We start from the raw sequence: 18249 nt of genomic DNA on the forward strand, positions 1-18249 counted from the left end.
AGGGTTGCTCTATAACTTCGCACGTGGGCACCTTCGTCCGCGACCCTGCGCATTGGCTGTACAAGTTCTCGCCGGACCAGTGGATTGCGGCGTCTCTGCACGAGGTGCGTTCTGCGGAGGCGGCTTTCAAGATGCACAACAGCCGTGCAGGGTTGGCCGGCGCCAAGCGCGCGGCCGGCATGGCCTTGAATGCCGCCCTCATCCTCGAGCCGAACGCGAGCTGGGGGCGCACCTATTTGGACCATCTGATGGCCCTGTCGCGCGATGCGGGGGTGCCGGAGGCGGTGCGCGCGGCATGCTTGGTGCTGCTCGAGACGCCGCTCCCAGGCGGACACGTGGTGGCCTTGCGAACCGCACGCTCGAACGAGCGCGCCCTCGAGGCCGCGCGCGATGTCATGGCGCATGCCTATGCAGTGGTCAAACGGCATGCCGTGCGGGCCGCGAACGATCCGGGCGAGAATGAATCGGAATAGGTGCAGTTTCTCGTGGGGGGTCGCGGTGGCGTTGGCGTTGGCGACCGCATGCGGTGGTGAGCCGAAGCCCGCCGAGTCCCCCGCGCCCGTGCCGGCGCCCGTCGAACCGCCGCGTGAGGCGCGCGCGCCGGAGGTGATGACCGAGGGCAATGGCGGCGCGGGCAATGGCGCCAGCACCCCCGCCGAGCCGCCTGCTGCGGCGTATCCGCCCGCCCGCGCGACCACGATTCCGCTGGCCGCGGCGAACAGCGACGACCCGGTGAGCCGCATGCTGCTCGAAGGCGATGCGGCCTTCGAACGCGGCGACGTGGCGGCCGCGGCGAAGCAATACGAGGCTGCGCGAGCGGCCGCACCCAAGCGGGCCGCGCCCCAAGTTGGCATGGCGCGCCTGCGCATCGCGCGCGCGAACGTGCCCATGGACTTCGGAGCGGGCAAGGGAAACAAAGAGCTCGCCGCCGCGGTGAAAGAGCTGCGGGCGGCGGCGCGGCTCGAACCGTCGCTCGGTGTCGCGCAGGTGGAGCTCGGACGCGCGCTCTTGATGATGGGCGATGCCCCCGCCTCGCTGGAATCCCTGCGGCGCGGCGTCGTTCTGTTGCCCAACGAACCCGAGTCCCACGCGGCCTTGGGTGTCGCGCTGCTGGCCACGGGACATCAGAGTGAATCGCTGCCAGAGCTTGCACGCGCGGTGGAGCTCGACCCGGGAAGCGCTCCTCGCCGCGGCAATTACGGCACGGTTCTCTTGATGGCCGGCCGCGTGAAAGAGGCCATTGCGCAATACGAGGCGCAGGTAAAGCTCGCGGATGGTGATGCGCGCGCGCACTCGGACCTGGGGTCGGCGCTTCTTTTCGAGAACGATTTCGCCCGTGGCGTGGCCGAGCTGAAGAGAGCCATTGCCCTCGATCCAAAACGCGCCACGTTCCACACGAACCTCGGCTACGCGTACCAACAACAAGGGCAACTGGCCGAGGCAATTGCCGAGTATCGCCAGGCCATCCAGTTGGACGATAAGCTTGCAAGTGCGTGGATCAACCTGGCAACCGCGCTGGCGAAGGATCCCAGGACACGCACGGAAGCGCGCGCAGCACTGGAAAAAGCGCGTGCCATCGACGCAACGGATCCGCGCGTGAAAGCGAATCTCGAAGAGCTCGATGCATTGGAAAAGAAGGAAAAAGGTAAGCGTTAGTTCGATGTGAGCCGAAACGTCTTTCGGTTGCGTTTGACTGAAGAATCTTCGCGCGAACGTGCCTTGACGTGCGCCTCGCCCCCCTCTTACCGTGCATCGTCAGTAGTGACGGGAGTTGAGAGAACGTCACCCTCTTCTCGGAGCAGGAGAGGAGACGGAGAGGGAGGGATGGATCATGGCGCTCGGCAAGGTGAAGTGGTTCAACGACGAGAAGGGCTGGGGCTTCATCAAGCAAATCGACGGACCCGATGTGTTCGTCCACTACTCCCAGATTGCAGGGGATGGTCGGCGCATCCTTCTCGAGAACGAGATCGTCGAGTTCGAGGTTCGTGAGAGCCCGAGGGGCCCGCAGGCGCTCAACGTGGTGAAGCCGCCGGGGTTGTCCTAACTCCGTTTTGTAGGCAAAAATCCTTTCTAAGGCCGAGCTCGCATGGCGACTCGGCCTTTTCTTTTGGCGCGACCGTCCTATACATGTCGTCACTAGGCAATTTTGCCGACAAAATGAGGTGGACCGTGAGGATAGCTTCTCTGCTGACGAATGGACGGCCCTTTCTCGGCGTGCGCACTCCAACGGGTGATGCGTTCGTCGACGTGAGTTCCCTGCTGGAGAGTGCGCCGCGCGAGCTCGGTGCATATCTTCGCGCGCCGAAGAGCGAACGCGAGGCGATCGAGCGCATCGTGCGCGATGCACCGGAGCGCTCGCGGATCAGCGTCAAGGACGTGACGTACCGCCCGCTGCTGAGTGCCGGCAGCAAGGTGCTCTGCCTCGGTCTCAACTACGTCGACCATGCCAACGAGAGTCCGTACGACCCGCCGAAGTACCCGGTCCTCTTCGCCCGCTTTGCGACCAGCTTCGTCGGGCACGAGCAGCCCATCGTTCGCCCGACCCTCTCGAGCCACTTCGATTACGAGGCCGAGCTGGTCGTGTTCATCGGCCGCGCCGGGCGCAACATCCCGCGCGAGCGCGCGCTCGAGCACGTCGCGGGCTACAGCTTGATGAACGACGGATCCATTCGCGATTACCAAATGCGTACGCCGCAATGGACCATCGGCAAAAACTTCGACCGCACGGGTTCGCTGGGGCCCGAGTTGGTGACCCCCGACGAGTTGCCCGAGGGCGCGCATGGTCTTCGCATCCGCGGCCTGCTCAATGCCAAGGTGATGCAGGAGGCGAACACCGCGGACATGATCTTCGGCGTCGCCCACACCATTGCGCTTCTCTCGGAAGCGTTGACCCTCGAGGTCGGCGATGCCATCGCCATGGGCACGCCCGGCGGCGTTGGCTTCGTGCGCAAGCCACCCGTCTTCCTGTCGCCCGGCGACGTGTTCGAGGTCGAGGTGGAGCGGGTGGGCACGTTGCACAACCGCGTCGTGGACGAATCGGAGCTCGCGAAGTCATGACCACCCAAGCTGCCATCCACTCGCTACGCCGGTTCGGCCTCTCCGTCCCGGATCTCGCGCAGGCAGAACGATTTTATCGATGTTTCGGGCTCGACGTGGCCCCGTTCGAGGGCGGCGGCTTGTCGATTCGAACCGCAGCGCACGGGCGCGAGGTGGCGCGTATGCACCTCGGCCCGCGCAAACAGCTGCACCATTTGAGCTTCGGCGCCTTCGACGGTGACCTGGACCAGCTCGCGACCCAGGCCATCGAGGCGGGCGCGCGCGAGATCCCGGCGTACGACGGCGGGCCCGGACGCTGGTTCGTCGATCCCGACGGACGCGCCTTCCACATCGTTGCGGACGAGAACCGCTCGCCGAAGGGACGCACCACCGAGGAGCTCATCGTCCACGCGGGACCCAACGCCGCACCCGGGCGCGATCTCGAGGTGCGACCGCGGCGCCTCGGCCACGTGATGCTCCTCACGACGGACGCGGGACGCACGGCGAGCTTCTACATGCGCGCCCTCGGCATGCGTCTCTCCGATGCGACCGAGGGCATCGTCTCCTTTTTGCACCACCCGCACGGCAGCGATCATCACGTGATCGCCTTCGTGCAATCGCCCGGGCCGGCGGCGTTTCATCACGCGAGCTTCGAGGTGCCCACCGTGGATGCCGTGGGCATCGGTGCGAACCGCATGGCGGGCCACGGCTACAAGGAAGGGTGGGGCGTTGGGCGGCACTACGCCGGGTCCAACTTTTTTCACTACGTGCGCGATCCGTGGGGAAGCTTCGTCGAGTACTTTTGCGACATGGACTACATCCCCGCCAATACACCGTGGGAGCCCAGGAAGGTGGCACCAGAGAACTCGCTGAGTTCCTGGGGGCCCGAGCTGCCCGATTACTTCCTCGTCAATTCGGAAGCGTAAGCCATGGTCGCCTCTTTCTCCGAGCCGACCTTGGCGACGACCTTGGTCGACCGCGTGCGCGCGGACATTTTGGCCGGCGCGCTTCGGCCCGGGGAAAAGCTGCGCCTCGAGCATCTGGCCGCACGCTACGACGTGGGAAGGAGTCCCCTTCGCGAAGCATGCGGCCGTCTCGCCGCCGAAGGCCTGGTGGTCATCGAAGACCAACGAGGCTTCCGGGTGGCGCCTGTCTCACGGAAAGATCTTCTCGATTTGACGCGGACCCGTCAGCAAATCGAGGCCCTTGCCCTGCGCGATAGCCTGGCCCAAGGCGATCTCGATTGGGAGGCGCGGGTGACGGGGGCGCTGCACAAACTGGAACGCACGCCGATCCTGGTGCCCGGAGAGCCCGAGGCGCTCTCCCCGGCGTGGGAGAGCGCGCACCGCGCGCTTCACGAGGCGCTCGTGGACGCGTGCACCTCGACGTGGCTCCATCGCTTCCGCGCCGTTTTGTACGATCAGAGCGAGCGGTACCGGCGCCTCACCGTGGAGTACAAGCGCCCAGACGTGCGCGACGTCGTGGCCGAGCACGCAGCCCTGGCGCGGGCCGCCCTCTCACGCGACGTCGAGCGAACGTGCGCGCTCATGGTCGAGCATGTCGCGCGCACGACGGACCTCGTCCTCGAGGCGTATCCGACGCTCGAGGCCGAGACGTAAGCTCACTGCGGGATGGCGCCGGGATCCATCCAGAAGTGCTCCCAGATGTGCCCGTCGGGATCCTCGAAGCCCCACCCGTACATGAAGCCCTTGTCATCGGGCTCCTTGTAGCGACGCCCGCCCGCAGCCAGCGCCTTCTCGACGATGGCATTCACGCTTTCGCGCGAGTCGTGCGAAAGGCTCACGAGGACCTCGCTGCCCTTTTTCCCATCCGCGATGGCCTTGTCGATGAAGGTCTGGAAGAACTTCTCGACGAGCAGCATGGCGAAGATGTTCTCGCCGATGAGCATGCAGGTGGCATTCTCGTCGGTGAACTGCGGATTGAAGGAGTATCCGAGCTTCGTAAAGAAATCGACGGAGCGCTTCAGATCTTTGACGGGGAGGTTGACGAAAATCTTGGTGGCCATGACTTGCAGATCCCTTTCCTGACTTCACCTCTACGTCGAACGGTGCCGGGCCACTTCGACAACGAGGATCATTTTCTTTCAGGTTCTCCCAAGGGACGGAAACGACGGTGTTTACCGCTTCCGGTAGCGGCCCATGGCTTCGAGGAAGAAGTAGTCGCCGTAGATGAGCGAGTTCGTCGCCGAGCCCCAGGCCACGGAGCCGTTGGCCAGAAGCCCGCGGTGGGGAGAGTCCTTGGCCAGGTAGAGAAGCTTTCCGTCGGGTCCGCGGAAGGTCAGAAGTGAGCGCAAGATGTTCTCTGCGGCCACGCGATAGCGCTTGCGGGCTTTTCGCTCGTGCGACAGCCTGCTCAGATCGAGGAGGCCCGATGCCGCCACGGCGGCCGCCGACGCGTCGCGCTCCGTGAACACGTTGGTGGCCGGCTTGTGGGCGCTGTAGGGTCCGTCGGGCTCGCCGCGCGAGGCGTCGAAGTCGGACGGCGGCACGAAATCGCCCTCGCGATGGTTGTAGGGATCCGCCGTATCGTTCGCGGGAAGGTGCGCGATGAAATAGTCCGCCGCCTTTTCGGCCGCCTCGAGAAACCGCTCCGCGGCCGCCGGGTTGGTGCGGCACGTGAGCCGGTGGACCGTGGCAAATCCGTGGATGGCCCAGGCTTGCCCGCGCGACCAGGTGGTTTCGGCGCCGTATCCCTGATCTGTGATCTTGTCGAACAGCTTCCCATCGGCGGGCGTGCCCGAGGTTCCGTCGTTGTAACGGCTGATATGGTACGTGCTGCCGTTCGCGCGCAGGTTGTTCTCGAGGACCGTGAGCGAGTGCTCGAGGGCATGGGCGCGCCACGTCTTCGCTTGCTCGGGCTCGGCCCACGTGGCGGCCTGGAAGAGCAGCGGCACGTTCATCATGGAGTCGATGTAGACGGGGTAGGGGCCCTCCGGGTAATCGTCCAACGCGCGCAGTGCGCCTGCGGGGATGCCGCCCTGGTTGAAGCGGCGATCGAGCGTGGCGGCTCCGGCGACCAGCATCTCGCGGGCGTGGGCGCGGTAGCTGCCGTCCGGATCTTCCGCATCGCCCGTCGAATCGAGCGCGCGCCCGAAGCCGTAGAGGAAGCGCTGGCCGATGTCGTGATCGATGGGGTTCCCCACCATCTTTTGAATGCCGGCCGTCCAATCGCGCGCAAAACCGGCGATGTCATCCTCCCCAGTCTCACGGTACGCGACCCAGAGCGTCCCGGGAAAATAGCCACTTCGCCAATCTTCCACGCGGCTCGAGACAACGGGGGAGTTGCGCGGGCGGAAGTTCCACTGCCCGAGTTCGGCGCCCGACGTGAACGTGTTCGTCGGGTAATACGTCACCGCATCGTCGGGGTGCGTTTGCTTGACGAAGGCGACGGTGTCACGAAGACGTGTCAGCGCAAAGGCGAAGGCATCGTCCACGGCCTGATCCAGTGCACCGTCCACCGTGAGGGACTCGTCGTGCCGTTCGGTCGTGGGGTCCGTATGGCCCGTGCCGGCGCAGGCGGCCGGCGCGAGCGCGAACGCAAGGATGAACGTTTTCGAAAGGTGTTGCAGGTGCTTCAATGTGTTTCCTTCTCGTAGGCGCCGAGGGTGATCCACGGCCAGGGAATGCGGGGGCGTGAGCTGCTTGCTGCATGCAGCGGTGGGCTCGAGCGAGGTCCGAACATGGGGTCCGGAAAGGCATGCCCGAACGGGCTCCACGTGGGGAGCGAGCCTGCATCGACGAGCGGGCTCTCGGGACTCGGTCGAAAATCGTGCGAGCTCGGGTCGAGAAACCCGGGGTCGTCGCCAACGAGGGTCCGTTCGAACAGGGCAGGGATCTCCGTGCCCGTGGGGACCCAATTGTACGAGCCGGCGAGGACCTCGCCATCGACCCATTTCGCCTCGGTCGTATCGAAGATGGCCACGGGGCCACCGCCCAACCGATAAAAGACGTTGTTGTGCAGCTCGATGGAATCGACCGTTTCGAAGACCTGAATGGCGGCAAACGGCAAGTCCGCCGCGAGGACGAAGGTGTTGTTCACGAAGCGGTAGCGCCCGGCCGTTTCGGACCATTCCCCGTCGCTGCCCACGCGGGCCACGTACGTACCTTGCGTTTTGACGAAGACGTTGCCAACGACGTCCGAATCTTCACGAACGGGCGGGGGCTTCTCCAGGTCCGGGCCGATCAATTCGATTTCGCGGTACGCGCCGCCTTCGACCCAATTGTAGCGAATCTCGTTTCGCTCGGCGCGGCTCTTGATGGCATTTCCGCCGAGTTGATCATGCAAGTAGCAATGCTGCATTCGAAATACGGAACCGGGATATGCCGTTTCGTCCGTGGCCATGTACACGGGGTGGCGGCGGGTTCCGTTGCCGCAGGCGTACACCTCGACGCGCTCGAGGGTGAGGGAGCCGGAGCCTTCGTCGGCGCCCAGGAGGCCATGCCCGCCGCAATCGCGGATGACGGTGTCACGGATGGTGATGTCGTCGGCATGGTGGAAGACGTTGCGTGAGCTTCCCCCGGCCACGTCGAAGCCTTCGAAGACGTAGTGGTTCGCGGCGAAGGTGAGGGTGTCGCGCCCGCCGAAAAGAACGGGCCTCACGCCCTGTTCGTTGCGAATGCCGCGAATGCGAATGGGGCGATATTTGGTGCCCGGCTTCGAGAAGATGATTCCGCCCGCGTACGGTTCGCTGCCGGGGTGAACGTCGACGACGTCACCGGGCTCGAGAAGCGGGATGACCGGCTCCAGAGAGGCGTAAGGGCGACCAGGCCCTACCTCGTATTTTCGATGAAGGGCGGATTCCGAGGTCGCGCTGGCTTCATCGTTGTCGTTGGCTCCGCCGCAAGCTGCAGTGGAAATGGCGAGAAATAGGAATAGTGCTGCTCGTGCCATATCTCGTTTCGAGAACTATTCGACAACGAGGGGGCGCTTCTTAGGCGCGCCCGCACGAAAAACGAATTGTTTCAGTTCCGACCGGCCGGCGTGCTACGCCCACGCAGCGTGTGGGACTTCCGCGATGCGGAAGGTTTCGCTCTCGGGCTCGAGGATGTGGGACTCCACCTCGCCCAGCATGCCTTTGTCGTCGAATTGGTAGACGTTGAAGCTGGCCATGCGCTCGTGCGCTTCGTGGTGCAGGGAGGCGCTGGTGGCGCCGACGACGTGGAGCTTGCCGGCGCGTGTGGTGAGCGGGCGTTGCAGCCTACGGTGCAAGTGACCGTGCAGAATGAGGCCGTGCGCGAAGCCTTGGACGTGGGCCGTGAGGTCGTCGGCGTCCTCGAGGCCTTCCATCAAGGTCTTGAGCCGCGACGGTGGGTTCTGCACCGGGTGGTGGAGCAGCACCACGGGCGTGCGGTCTTTGACCTGCGGGTGCGCGAGGATGCGCGCGAACGCATCGAGCTGCGCGCTGCCCAGGCGCCCGGCGGCCACGAAGGGCAGGCGCGGCACCGCGCTGGAGAGGCCAATGATGGCGAGCGGCCCGCGCAGGCGCACGAAGGGAAAGCGCCCCAGGCCGATGTCCACCGCGAGCTCGGGGAGATCGCTTTCGACGAAGGGCCCGAAGTAGCGCATGAACCGGCGCGTGCGCAGCGCTCCGCGCGTGTACAAATCGTGATTGCCCGGGACGACGCTCACGTTCTTCGGGTCCAGGCCCAGCGCCTCTTGCAACAGCGCGCGCGCCGCCTCGAACTCGGGCTCGAGCGCCAAGTTCGTGATGTCGCCCGTGACGGCCACGTGATCGATCGACGTGCGCGCGATCTCGCGGGCGATGGCGCGAACGTAGTTCGGGCGGTGGATGTGCCCGCGCTTGAGCCGGAGGTTCGCGTAGCCGGAAAGCCGCTTGTTCAAGAAGCGATGCGGCGAAATGCCGGAGAGCGACAAGATGTGCAAATCCGAAAAATGGGCAATTCGCATGGCGTTACCGAGGATCCTTAGCGCAACGAAAGCCGATGTGCGGCCCGCGGCCCAAAAAGCTGTACGTGCGGTACGTGGCGCGCATCCATGCGGCCCCATGTTGGTACGATCCGCCGCGCACGACGTGGTAGGTGCCGTTCTTCGAGCCCTTGGGGTTGGTCTGCGGCATGGGCGAATAGCCGAAGCCGTTCTCGTCGTCCTCGAAGAGATCGTGCACCCATTCGGATGCATTGCCGCTCATGTTCAGCACGCCCTCGGGGGTGGCGCCGTCGGGCAGGGCATCGACGGGGGCGAGGCCGGTGTACCCGTCGGTGGCATCGGTTTCGTCCGGGGCGAAGGCTCCGTGGTTGCTGAGGTGGGCGTTGTAGAACGAGCCCCAGGGGAAAGGGCGGCCCATGGTGCCGCGTGCGGCGAATTCCCACTCGGCCTCGGTGGGGAGCCTTCCGCCCGCCCATTCGCAATACGCCGTGGCGTCTTCCCAGCGCACGAAGGTGACCGGCAGCTCGGGGCGATCGAAGCGCGCATCGCCCGGTGGAAAGCCCGCCGGTGCGCAGACGCCCGCCGAGACGCAGCGCTGGTAGGCACCGACGGAGACCTCCGTGCGATCGATTTCGAAGGCCGAGAGAGTGACCTGGTGCGCGGGGAGCTCGGCGCGGAAGGTTCGCTGCAGCTGGATGCTGTCGCACTCGGCGCGCCAGATTTCCTTGCGGCACATTTGCAGGGCCCGCGTCAGGTCGAACCAGAGCGAGCCCATGACGAAGATGCCGCCGGGCAGGCGCACGCGATCGGGCGGTGGCGTGCGAAGGGCTTGCACGCCGACGGCGGGGGCGGAGCGGGCGGCGCCATCGAGCCCGCCCCACCAGGTTTCCGGACGCACCGGCGTGTCGGGCCGGCGGGGCGCCAGCACCCCGATGACCATGGGAAACGCGAGTGCGGCGCCGACCTTGAACACCGGGATGTTACCCCGTGACGATGCGCATCGGGTGCTCGAGCAGGCTTCGCAGCTCGGCCAAGAAGGCCGCGCCCACGGCGCCGTCGACCACGCGGTGATCGCAGGAGAGCGTCATCGCGAGCTTCTTGCCGGCGACGACCTGCCCATCGCGAACCACCGGCTCCTCGCGCACCTTGCCCACGGCGAGGATCGCGCCCTCGGGCGGGTTGATGACGGCCGCGAAGTTGTCGATGCCGAACATGCCCAGGTTCGAGATGGAGAACGTGCCGTCCTGCATCTCTTCGGCCTTGAGCTTCTTGGCCTTGGCGCGGCCCGCGAGCTCGCGGACCTCGCTGCCGATGGCCACGACGCTCTTCTGGTCCGCGTTGCGCACCACCGGCGTGACGAGTCCTTCCGGCACCGCCACGGCGACCGAGATGTCGATGCGCTTGTGGACCAGGATGGCCTCGGGGGTGAACTGCGCATTGCACTCGGGCACGCGCGCGAGGGCAACGGCGCAGGCCTTGACGAGAAGGTCGTTCACGCTGACCTTCGCGGGCTTCTCCTCGGTCTTCGCCTTCTTGGCGGCCGCCTCGAGCTCCGCGTTGATCTGCTCGCGGAAGGCGACCAGCTTTTCGACGTCGACGTCGATGGTCAGATAGAAGTGCGGGACGTTCTTCTTCGACTCGGAGAGGCGCCGCGCAATGGTCTTGCGCATCATCGAGAGCGGCCGCACCTCCGGCTCCGCGTAACCCGATGCCCCGGGTCCTGCAGGCCCTGCGGGGGCATGCACCGCATGGCCGTTGGCGCCTTGGGGCGCCGCAGTCGGACGGCTCGAAGCCAGCGAATCCAGATCCTGCGCGACCACGCGGCCGCCGGGGCCGGAGCCCTGCGCACCTTGAAGATCGATCCCCCGCTCACGTGCGGCGCGGCGGACGTACGGCGAGGCGAAGATGCGGCCCTGCGGTGCGTGCGCCCGGCTGCGGCCGTTGCCTTCGCGCTCGGTGCGGTCCAACAGCGACCCCTTTTCGCGGGGCGCGGCCGGCGGCGCCGCTTGTGCCTGTTGCGGTGCTTCGACGGTGGCGGCTGCGGCCGGCGGGGGCGCGGCCGGCTTCTCTGCCGCCGGCGCGGGGGCCGCGGCCGCAGCCGGTGCACTCGCTCCAGCGCCACCACCAGCCTGCGCGACCAACGCCGCGACGTCTTCACCGGCCTTGCCGAGAATTGCCACCGGCTGGCCGAGCTTCACTTCGGCGCCGTCAGCGACGAGGAGCTTCAGCAATACGCCCTTGTCGAAGGCGCGAAACTCCATCGTGGCCTTGTCGGTTTCCACCTCGGCGAGCAGATCGTCGACGTTGACCTCGTCGCCCTCTTTCTTGTGCCACGCGGTGAGGACCCCTTCCTCCATGGTCGGGGAGAGCTTCGGCATATCGAGAATTTTGGCCATGATCTCCTCAGTCTCCTCAGGCCTGCCCGCGGTAGAGCACGCGCTTCGCCGCCGCGATGACGCGGTCGGGCTGCGGAATGCAATGTTGTTCCAGTTTGGCGTTGTACGGCATGCCCACGTCGAGGGTGGCCACGCGCAACACCGGAGCATCCAGCGAGTCGAACGCCAGCCGCTGAATGCGATCGGCCACCTCGGCGCCCACGCCGCCGTAGGGGAATCCTTCGTGCACGACCACGCAGCGGTGGGTCTTCTCCACCGAGTCGACGATCGTGTCCTCGTCGAGGGGACGCAGCGAACGCAGATCGACGACTTCCGCCGAGATGCCTTCCTTCTCGAGCGCCGCCGCCGCGTCCATCGCGACGTGCGTCATGCGCGAGTACGCGACCAAGGTCACGTCCTTGCCCTGGCGCACCACGTTCGCCTTGCCGAGCGCGATCGCGTCCTGGTCGTCGGGCACGTCGCCCTTGACCGAGTAGAGCGTCTCCGACTCCATCACCAGCACCGGGTTGTCGTCGCGGATGGCCGCCTTCATCAGGCCTTTCGCGTCCGCCGGATACGCCGGCGCGATCACCTTCAAGCCGGGGATGGTCGCGTAGAAGTGCTCCATCGCATGGCTATGCTGGCTGCCCACTTGCTTCGCGCTGGCGTTCGGCCCGCGGAAGACGATGGGGCAGTTGAATTGCCCGCCCGACATCTGCCGCAGCTTGGCGGCGTTGTTCAAGATCTGGTCGAACGCCACGGCGGAGAAGTTCCACGTCATGAACTCCACGATGGGGCGCAGCCCCACCATGGCGGCGCCGATGCCAATGCCGGCGAAGCCGCCCTCGGCAATCGGTGTGTCGATGACGCGCTTGTCGCCGAACTTGTCGAGCATCCCCTCGGAGACTTTGTAGGCACCCTGGTAGTGCCCCACTTCTTCTCCCATGAGGAAAACGCGATCGTCGCGCTCCATCTCCTCGATCATTGCTTCACGAAGCGCTTCTCGAAATCGAATGTTCCGGGCCATGCTGTTTCTCGTTCCGTACGTGCCTAAAGTTCTTTGGGGGTGTGGGGCGGCGGAGCCCCCCATGACCCACGACCTTCCGCGGGGGTGTGGGGCGGCGGAGCCCCCCACGACCTTCCGCGGGGGTGTGGGGTGGCGGAGCCCCCCACGACTTGACTACGTCGCGAAGGGACCGTCGTACGTCGTTGCTTCGAGCAGCGACGGATCCGGCTCGGGGCTCTCCTCGGCGAACTTCACCGCGGCCATCACCTCTTCCTCCACCTCGGCCTCCAACGCCGCGATGCGCTTCTCTTCGTAGCCCTCGCTCAGCAGCTTGGCGCGCGTGCGCAGGACGGGGTCCTTCTTCTTGCGATCTTCGAGCTCGGCGGCGGTGCGGTACTTCGCCGGATCGCTCATCGAGTGGCCGCGGAAGCGGTAGGTGCGAATCTCCACCAACGTCGGCATCGACGTTTCGCGTGCGCGGTCGACCGCTTGGCGAATGCGCTCTTCGACTTCGAGCACGTCGTCGGCGAAGAAGCGATCGCTCGGGATGCCGTAGCCCACGGCCTTCGTGGTCACGTCCTCCACGCTCATCGTGCGCGACATCGGGGTACCCATCGAGTACTCGTTGTTCTCACAGATGAAGACGATGGGCAGCTTCCAGAGCGCCGCCAGCGAGACGCCCTCGTGGAAGCCGGCGATGGACACGGCGCCCTCACCGAAGAAGCAGAGGGTGACGCGCTTGTCGTCGCGGTACTTCGATGCGAAGGCCACGCCCGCAGCGAGCGGGATGTGACCGCCGACGATGCCGTAGCCGCCGAGCATGTTCGTCGCTTTGTCGAACATGTGCATCGAGCCGCCGAGGCCCTTCGAGCAACCGGTGCCCTTGCCCCAGAGCTCCGCCATGAGCGCGTTCGGGCTCATGCCCTTCGCCAGCGCGATGCCGTGATCGCGGTACGTCGTGATGACGTAGTCGTCGGGCTGGAGTGCCGCCATGGCCCCCACGCCGACCGCCTCTTGCCCGATGTACAGGTGGAGGAATCCACCGATCTTGCCTTGCGCGTAGGCGCGCGCGGCTTCTTCCTCGATGCGGCGGATGAGGAACATCTGCCGGTACAAGGCAACCAGGTGTTCGATGCCCGCTCCAGGACCCGCTTTCGGGGTGGGGACGCGACCGCTGCCACCGGTGCCATCCTTGGCTCCAGGCACATCGCGAGGCGGTGCGGATTCGACGGATTGAACGGGATGGGTGTGGGAGTTTGTTTGGGCCATGTGTCGGATGATGTTAGGGGGCGGCTAAAATTGCCGACCAATGGTGAGTAGTCCGCCCCCATCTTTCGTGGGGCCAAAACCGACGTACAACGGTGGTTTACTCGGAGATGGAAGATTCCATAAGGCCGCGGCGTCGTGACGTAGATACTTCTTTGGCGAAAGTAGTCCGACGAGCAAAAGTGGCAAGCCAGGACCGAAGAACAACAGTCCCCATACCACGTCAAACGCTGTTTTAGTGTCTCGCTGCGCACTGCTCGATTCCACGGCCACGATGCCGAAGAGCCCGATGCCGGAGAGGATCGAGCCCGAGATCAGCGGTCCTAGACGCGGTTTTGTTTCCAAGTGGTATCCGGTTGGGATCGGCTTATCCGAATCATAGGGCATGGTTTCCGGCGCCAGGGCTGGCGCCAACGGCGCGCTTTGCTGGGCTTTCCACGTTTGGGCATCAAGGGGAATGGGCTGTCCGTTTCGCTCGATGCGCGCAATACCGTCCCATCGAATGGTCGCACTCGGTCCCTGCGCCAATCGAATGACGGCCGACTCGCCAATGCGCAGCTCCGTCAATGTGCCGCGCACCTGCTGACCGTCTTTCAGGTAGACGACATCGGTGCCGGCTGCCGGACCGGACCATGTGACACCGCCCGACTGCGGTGGCGCTGCGGGAGGCGGAGCCCCGGGACCCGTTTGCGGGGTAGTACTTACTTGTGCATAGGCACTCGAAACGGAGAGAAACACCAAGTGCAGGGCGAGAAATCCCGAAGCCCACGCTCGTTTCGCAGACCCGTCTCGTTTCGCCCTCCCACGCCGTTGCATGCCGTATTTTCTCCCTGTCGTTCTAATCGTCTTGCGTGAAGCTCGGTTTTCGCTTTTGCGCGAACGATAGAGCACCCTCGATGATGTCGCGGCTTCGAATCGCATACTGCCCTAGCTCGGCCTCGATGCGCAGCCCCTCTTCGAGCGGCCGCCCCCATCCCATGAGCGCGGCCTGCTTGTCGGACCGCATCGCTCCCTGTGGAAGCTCGCAGAGTCGTTGCGCGAGTTCAATGGTCCGCGCACGTGACGCGCCGCGTGGTACGATCTCGTTGGCGAGCCCGATACGGAGCGCTTCGTCCGACTTAACGAACCGCCCCGTCAAAATAAGCTCCATCGCGCGGCCCATGCCCACGATGCGTGGCAGCCGCTGCGTTCCGCCGTCGACCAGCGGCACATTGAATCGGCGGCAGGCGACCCCCATTTCCGCGTGCTCCTCGACGATGCGGATGTCGCCAAGGCACGCGAGCTCGAGCCCTCCGGCGAGGGCGTGGCCATTGATGGCGCAGAGGATCGGCTTGTAGATGTCCGTCTGCCGCGTGTAGCCGAGGTATCCCTCGCCGTGCGCAATGAATTGCCGCATCTTCGACGGCGACGCGTCGAGGCCAGGCCCGAGCTCGGCGATCGCCGTGAGATCCGCCCCCGCGCAAAACGCTTCTTCACCGCTGCCGGTAAGGACGGCGACCCAGAGCGCTTCGTCGTCGCGAAAGCGTTTCCATGCGGCGGTGAGCAACGCGGCCGTTTCACCATCGACGCAGTTGCGTTTCTCCGGTCGCGCAAGGGTGATGACGAAGACGCGATCGATCACCTCGGTGAGGACTTTTGGGCTCATGAGGATTTTGCCGCCCTTTCACCTGACGCCGGGTTCCAACACGCCACGCGATGCCCGCTGCCTGGCGTGAGTTCGTCGAGCGGAGGGATCTCTTTGTCGCAGGTCCCGCGAAGGATGCGCGGGCAACGCGGATGGAAGGAGCAGCCCTCGGGCGGGGCGATGGGCGAGGGGACGTCGCCTTCGAGCACCAGGCGCAGGCGCTTCTTCTCGGGATCCGGATCCGGCACGGCGGCGAGCAGCGCATTGGTGTACGGGTGCAGCGCGTTCTCGTAGACCTGGTCGGCCGGTCCCTGTTCGACGATCTTGCCCAGGTACATGACCGACACGCGGTGGCTCACGTGCTCGACCACGCGGAGATCGTGCGAGATGAAGAGGTACGAGAGGCCGAGCTCCTCTTGGAGCTCCATGAGCAGGTTGATGATCTGCGCCTGGATCGACACGTCGAGCGCGCTGATTGGCTCGTCGCACACGATGAACTCGGGCTGCACGGCCAGCGCGCGTGCAATGCCGATGCGCTGCCGCTGCCCACCGGAAAACTCGTGCGGGTAGCGCCGGAGCACGTCGGGGCGCAGGCCCACCTTTTTGAGCAGGTCCACGACCATGTGGGTCTCGTCGGAGCGCGAGGCCGCCAATTTGTGGATGCGGATCGCCTCCGCGACGATGTCGTGCACCGTCATGCGCGGGTTCAAGCTCGAATACGGATCCTGGAAGATGATCTGCATCTTGCGCCGGAGCGGCCGCATCTCCGCCGCCGTGTAACGCCCGACGTCGCGCCCGTCGTAGACGACGCGTCCGTAGGTCGGCTCGATGAGGCGCAGAATGAGGCGGCCGAGCGTGCTTTTGCCGCACCCGCTCTCGCCGACGAGCCCCATCGTCTCGCCGCGCCGTACGCGGAGGGAGACTCCGTCGACGGCGCGCAGCAGCTCCGTCTTGCGCGCGAGCAGGCCGCTGCGCACCGGGAAATACTTGGTGAGCTTTTCCGTCGCCACCAAGGTGCGCGGCGTGTTCTCGCTTTTTTCTTCGGTTTCGACGTTCGTGGTGGTGGTCACGCCCCGACCTCCTGCCAGCGGATGCACCGCGCGAATTGGTCCTCACCGTCGACCGGGAGAAGGTCCGGATCTTTCTCGTGGCAGGCGTCGATGACCAGCTTGCAGCGATCGGCGAAGCGGCACCCGCTGGGCAGGTGACGCAGGTCCGGCACCATCCCCTCGATGGTCGGCAGGCGCACGAGCCGCGCCTGTTTGTCGCGCGGGCCCTTGCGTGCCGCAAGGCGCGGAACGCTCGCCATCAGTCCATGCGTGTACGGATGCCGCGGGCGGCCGAGCACGTGGCGCACTGGCCCGCTCTCCACGATGCGCCCCGCGTACATGACGATGACGTGTTCCGTGTATTCCGCAATGACCCCCAAGTCGTGCGTGATGAGCAGGATGCTCATCCCGAGCTCGCCCTGGAGCTGGTGAATCAATTCGAGGATCTGGGCCTGAATGGTGACGTCGAGCGCCGTCGTCGGTTCGTCCGCGATGAGAAGGGCAGGACGGCAGGCGAGCGCCATGGCGATCATCACGCGCTGGCGCATCCCGCCCGAGAGTTGGTGCGGGTACGCGTCGACGTTGGTGTCCGGCGACGAGATGCCCACGTGGCGCAGCAGCTCGCGGGTGGCGTCGTAGGCCTCGCGGCGCGAGACCTTTTGATGCAGCAGGATCGCCTCGACGATTTGCGCGCCCACCGTGTAAACGGGGTTCAGGCTGGTCATCGGCTCCTGGAAGACCATGGAGATCTCGTTGCCGCGCACGTCGCGCATTTCGCGCTCGGTCAGGCGAAGGAGATCCATGCCTCGCAGCTCGATGGAGCCGGACTCGATGGTTCCCGGGGGCGACGGGATGAGCCGCAAGAGCGACAGCGCCGTCACGCTTTTGCCGCAGCCGCTTTCGCCGACGACGCCCACGGTTTGGCCCGGGCCAATGTCGAAGGAGACGCCGTCCACCGCCCGGACCGACCCGTGCTCGGTTCGAAAGCTCGTCACGAGATCGCGTACGCGAAGCAAAGGGGGCGTGGAAAGCGCCATGATCCGGGCGACTCTACCTCGTGATACGTCTTGGCCCAACGATGAAGCTTCGGGCTTGCCTGCTTTGCCTCGTGTCTCTGTTTCTCGTGCTTCTTCTCGCGCTTTTGCCCGGGTGCGTTGCCCGGCCGCGCATGTGCGTGGCCTCGAGCGAATGCGGCGCGCGGCAATCGTGCGTCGTGGGGCGGTGCCAGGATTCGGCCGGCGTGCCGCTCATTCAGAAGAAGGAGGTGCGGCGCCTGGTTCTCGACCCGGTGGCCATCGGCTACGTGGAGCGGGGCAGGGGCGCCACCGATGGCGCTCTTCCGCCGATTTTCACCCTGGGCCGCTCGGCGGGCGGGGATTCGCGCCTGTACCTGCGTTTCGCCGTTCCGCCCGCGGTCGCCAAGGACACGGCCATTTTGGAGGCTTACGTCCTTTTGGACCGCTCCCTGGCGGTGCAGCCCGATCCGACGCCCCTCGTTCTCCACGCGGCGCGGGTGGTGTCGCCTTGGGATCCGCGCTCCATCTCGTGGCAGTTCCAACCGCGGTTCGAGGACGCCTCGTCGGGCGGATCGCCGGCCACGCGCGTGGTGCCGGCTGCGCGCCGGGTGGTGCGGGTCGACGTTCGTGACATCGTGCAGCGCTGGCGTTCGCGGGATGGGCGGGATCAGGGCATCGTCATCATGGCGGACAACTCGACCGAAGTGGGAATGGCGTTTGCCCTGGCTTCAGCTGGGAGCGCAGCTGGGAGCGCGGCGGGCAACCCGGATGCGGACCCAGCGTCCGCACCCAGGCTCGAGCTATATTTGGCGCCCGAGCCAGCCCGCTAAGTCCGGTTGAATGGACTTGACGCGCCGCCGTCGAATCGCCGAGCCCGATCGGAGCGGTCGACGCCGCGACCAAGCCGATGCATTGTTAGCGGTTAAGAAAGGTATGCCGATGCGACGAGAAGTGACAAAGCTAAGCGCAA

Annotated in this window: 19 protein-coding genes; 7 read left to right on the top strand and 12 right to left on the bottom strand. The window is 65.7% G+C overall.

Annotation, left to right across the window (positions count from 1 at the left end):
- Positions 1-23 precede the first annotated feature (23 nt).
- The 6 genes from LVJ94_14950 (at position 24) to LVJ94_14975 (ending at position 4655) form a co-directional block, all read left to right on the top strand.
- Positions 24-473 (top strand): hypothetical protein, encoded by a 450-nt coding sequence (locus LVJ94_14950; GenBank protein WXB08532.1) that lies wholly within the window; start codon positions 24-26, stop codon positions 471-473.
- On the top strand, positions 460-1656 hold the full coding sequence (locus tag LVJ94_14955) for a tetratricopeptide repeat protein (GenBank protein ID WXB08533.1): 1197 nt from the start codon (positions 460-462) through the stop codon (positions 1654-1656). Before LVJ94_14950 ends, LVJ94_14955 begins: the two co-directional genes overlap by 14 nt.
- Positions 1657-1831: 175 nt before the next feature.
- Positions 1832-2044 (top strand): cold shock domain-containing protein, encoded by a 213-nt coding sequence (locus tag LVJ94_14960; protein ID WXB08534.1) that lies wholly within the window; start codon positions 1832-1834, stop codon positions 2042-2044.
- A gap of 125 nt (positions 2045-2169) precedes the next feature.
- The gene (locus tag LVJ94_14965; GenBank protein ID WXB08535.1) at positions 2170-3057 is read left to right on the top strand and encodes a fumarylacetoacetate hydrolase family protein; all 888 of its coding nucleotides are present in this window, start codon (positions 2170-2172) and stop codon (positions 3055-3057) included.
- A complete protein-coding gene (locus LVJ94_14970; protein ID WXB08536.1) occupies positions 3054-3962 on the top strand; it encodes a VOC family protein in 909 nt (302 codons plus the stop codon). The genes LVJ94_14965 and LVJ94_14970 overlap by 4 nt, the downstream gene beginning before the upstream one ends.
- A 3-nt stretch (positions 3963-3965) precedes the next feature.
- Complete coding sequence (locus tag LVJ94_14975; GenBank protein ID WXB08537.1) at positions 3966-4655, top strand: GntR family transcriptional regulator; 690 nt, start codon at positions 3966-3968, stop codon at positions 4653-4655.
- A 2-nt stretch (positions 4656-4657) separates the two neighbouring features.
- Here the strand turns inward: LVJ94_14975 and LVJ94_14980 are convergent, their stop codons facing one another.
- The 12 genes from LVJ94_14980 to LVJ94_15035 form a co-directional block, all read right to left on the bottom strand.
- A complete protein-coding gene (locus LVJ94_14980) occupies positions 4658-5062 on the bottom strand; it encodes a VOC family protein (GenBank protein ID WXB08538.1) in 405 nt (134 codons plus the stop codon).
- Between the two features lie 111 nt (positions 5063-5173).
- Complete coding sequence (locus LVJ94_14985; protein WXB08539.1) at positions 5174-6634, bottom strand: hypothetical protein; 1461 nt, start codon at positions 6632-6634, stop codon at positions 5174-5176.
- On the bottom strand, positions 6631-7947 hold the full coding sequence (locus LVJ94_14990; protein WXB08540.1) for a hypothetical protein: 1317 nt from the start codon (positions 7945-7947) through the stop codon (positions 6631-6633). Before LVJ94_14990 ends, LVJ94_14985 begins: the two co-directional genes overlap by 4 nt.
- A 93-nt stretch (positions 7948-8040) precedes the next feature.
- Entirely contained in the window at positions 8041-8964 is a 924-nt protein-coding gene (locus LVJ94_14995; GenBank protein WXB08541.1) for a metallophosphoesterase, read from the bottom strand.
- 4 nt (positions 8965-8968) lie between these two features.
- Positions 8969-9916, bottom strand: coding sequence for a formylglycine-generating enzyme family protein (locus LVJ94_15000; protein ID WXB08542.1), 948 nt, complete (start codon positions 9914-9916; stop codon positions 8969-8971).
- Positions 9917-9923: 7 nt separating this feature from the next.
- Positions 9924-11339, bottom strand: a complete 1416-nt coding sequence (locus tag LVJ94_15005; protein WXB08543.1) for a pyruvate dehydrogenase complex dihydrolipoamide acetyltransferase — start codon at positions 11337-11339, stop codon at positions 9924-9926.
- A 16-nt stretch (positions 11340-11355) separates the two neighbouring features.
- Positions 11356-12345 (bottom strand): pyruvate dehydrogenase complex E1 component subunit beta, encoded by a 990-nt coding sequence (locus tag LVJ94_15010; GenBank protein ID WXB08544.1) that lies wholly within the window; start codon positions 12343-12345, stop codon positions 11356-11358.
- A 153-nt stretch (positions 12346-12498) separates the two neighbouring features.
- Positions 12499-13593, bottom strand: coding sequence for a pyruvate dehydrogenase (acetyl-transferring) E1 component subunit alpha (gene pdhA, locus LVJ94_15015; protein WXB08545.1), 1095 nt, complete (start codon positions 13591-13593; stop codon positions 12499-12501).
- Positions 13594-13617: 24 nt separating this feature from the next.
- The gene (locus tag LVJ94_15020) at positions 13618-14169 is read right to left on the bottom strand and encodes a hypothetical protein (protein ID WXB08546.1); all 552 of its coding nucleotides are present in this window, start codon (positions 14167-14169) and stop codon (positions 13618-13620) included.
- Positions 14170-14428: 259 nt separating this feature from the next.
- On the bottom strand, positions 14429-15235 hold the full coding sequence (locus LVJ94_15025) for an enoyl-CoA hydratase-related protein (protein WXB08547.1): 807 nt from the start codon (positions 15233-15235) through the stop codon (positions 14429-14431).
- The gene (locus LVJ94_15030; protein ID WXB10716.1) at positions 15232-16191 is read right to left on the bottom strand and encodes an ATP-binding cassette domain-containing protein; all 960 of its coding nucleotides are present in this window, start codon (positions 16189-16191) and stop codon (positions 15232-15234) included. The genes LVJ94_15025 and LVJ94_15030 overlap by 4 nt, the downstream gene beginning before the upstream one ends.
- An 89-nt stretch (positions 16192-16280) precedes the next feature.
- The gene (locus tag LVJ94_15035; protein ID WXB08548.1) at positions 16281-17300 is read right to left on the bottom strand and encodes an ABC transporter ATP-binding protein; all 1020 of its coding nucleotides are present in this window, start codon (positions 17298-17300) and stop codon (positions 16281-16283) included.
- Positions 17301-17341: 41 nt separating this feature from the next.
- Here LVJ94_15035 and LVJ94_15040 point away from each other — a divergent pair, with 41 nt between their 5' ends.
- Positions 17342-18109 carry a DNRLRE domain-containing protein gene (locus LVJ94_15040; protein ID WXB08549.1) on the top strand — a complete coding sequence of 256 codons (768 nt, stop codon included), beginning with the start codon at positions 17342-17344 and terminating at the stop codon, positions 18107-18109.
- Positions 18110-18249 lie beyond the last annotated feature (140 nt).

The sequence above is a fragment of the Sorangiineae bacterium MSr11367 genome, from assembly GCA_037157805.1.
GTDB lineage: Bacteria > Myxococcota_A > Polyangia > Polyangiales > Polyangiaceae > Pendulispora > Pendulispora rubella.

What these genes read in the sequence shown, in the direction of transcription:
- LVJ94_15040 (WXB08549.1), top strand. Translation starts at nt 17,342, where the DNA reads ATGAAGCTTCGGGCTTGCCTGCTTTGCCTCGTGTCTCTGTTTCTCGTG.
- LVJ94_15035 (WXB08548.1), bottom strand. Translation starts at nt 17,300, where the DNA reads ATGGCGCTTTCCACGCCCCCTTTGCTTCGCGTACGCGATCTCGTGACG.
- LVJ94_14980 (WXB08538.1), bottom strand. Translation starts at nt 5,062, where the DNA reads ATGGCCACCAAGATTTTCGTCAACCTCCCCGTCAAAGATCTGAAGCGC.
- LVJ94_14975 (WXB08537.1), top strand. Translation starts at nt 3,966, where the DNA reads ATGGTCGCCTCTTTCTCCGAGCCGACCTTGGCGACGACCTTGGTCGAC.
- LVJ94_14955 (WXB08533.1), top strand. Translation starts at nt 460, where the DNA reads ATGAATCGGAATAGGTGCAGTTTCTCGTGGGGGGTCGCGGTGGCGTTG.
- LVJ94_15025 (WXB08547.1), bottom strand. Translation starts at nt 15,235, where the DNA reads ATGAGCCCAAAAGTCCTCACCGAGGTGATCGATCGCGTCTTCGTCATC.
- LVJ94_14970 (WXB08536.1), top strand. Translation starts at nt 3,054, where the DNA reads ATGACCACCCAAGCTGCCATCCACTCGCTACGCCGGTTCGGCCTCTCC.
- LVJ94_14995 (WXB08541.1), bottom strand. Translation starts at nt 8,964, where the DNA reads ATGCGAATTGCCCATTTTTCGGATTTGCACATCTTGTCGCTCTCCGGC.
- LVJ94_14990 (WXB08540.1), bottom strand. Translation starts at nt 7,947, where the DNA reads ATGGCACGAGCAGCACTATTCCTATTTCTCGCCATTTCCACTGCAGCT.
- pdhA (WXB08545.1), bottom strand. Translation starts at nt 13,593, where the DNA reads ATGGCCCAAACAAACTCCCACACCCATCCCGTTCAATCCGTCGAATCC.
- LVJ94_15010 (WXB08544.1), bottom strand. Translation starts at nt 12,345, where the DNA reads ATGGCCCGGAACATTCGATTTCGAGAAGCGCTTCGTGAAGCAATGATC.
- LVJ94_14960 (WXB08534.1), top strand. Translation starts at nt 1,832, where the DNA reads ATGGCGCTCGGCAAGGTGAAGTGGTTCAACGACGAGAAGGGCTGGGGC.
- LVJ94_15005 (WXB08543.1), bottom strand. Translation starts at nt 11,339, where the DNA reads ATGGCCAAAATTCTCGATATGCCGAAGCTCTCCCCGACCATGGAGGAA.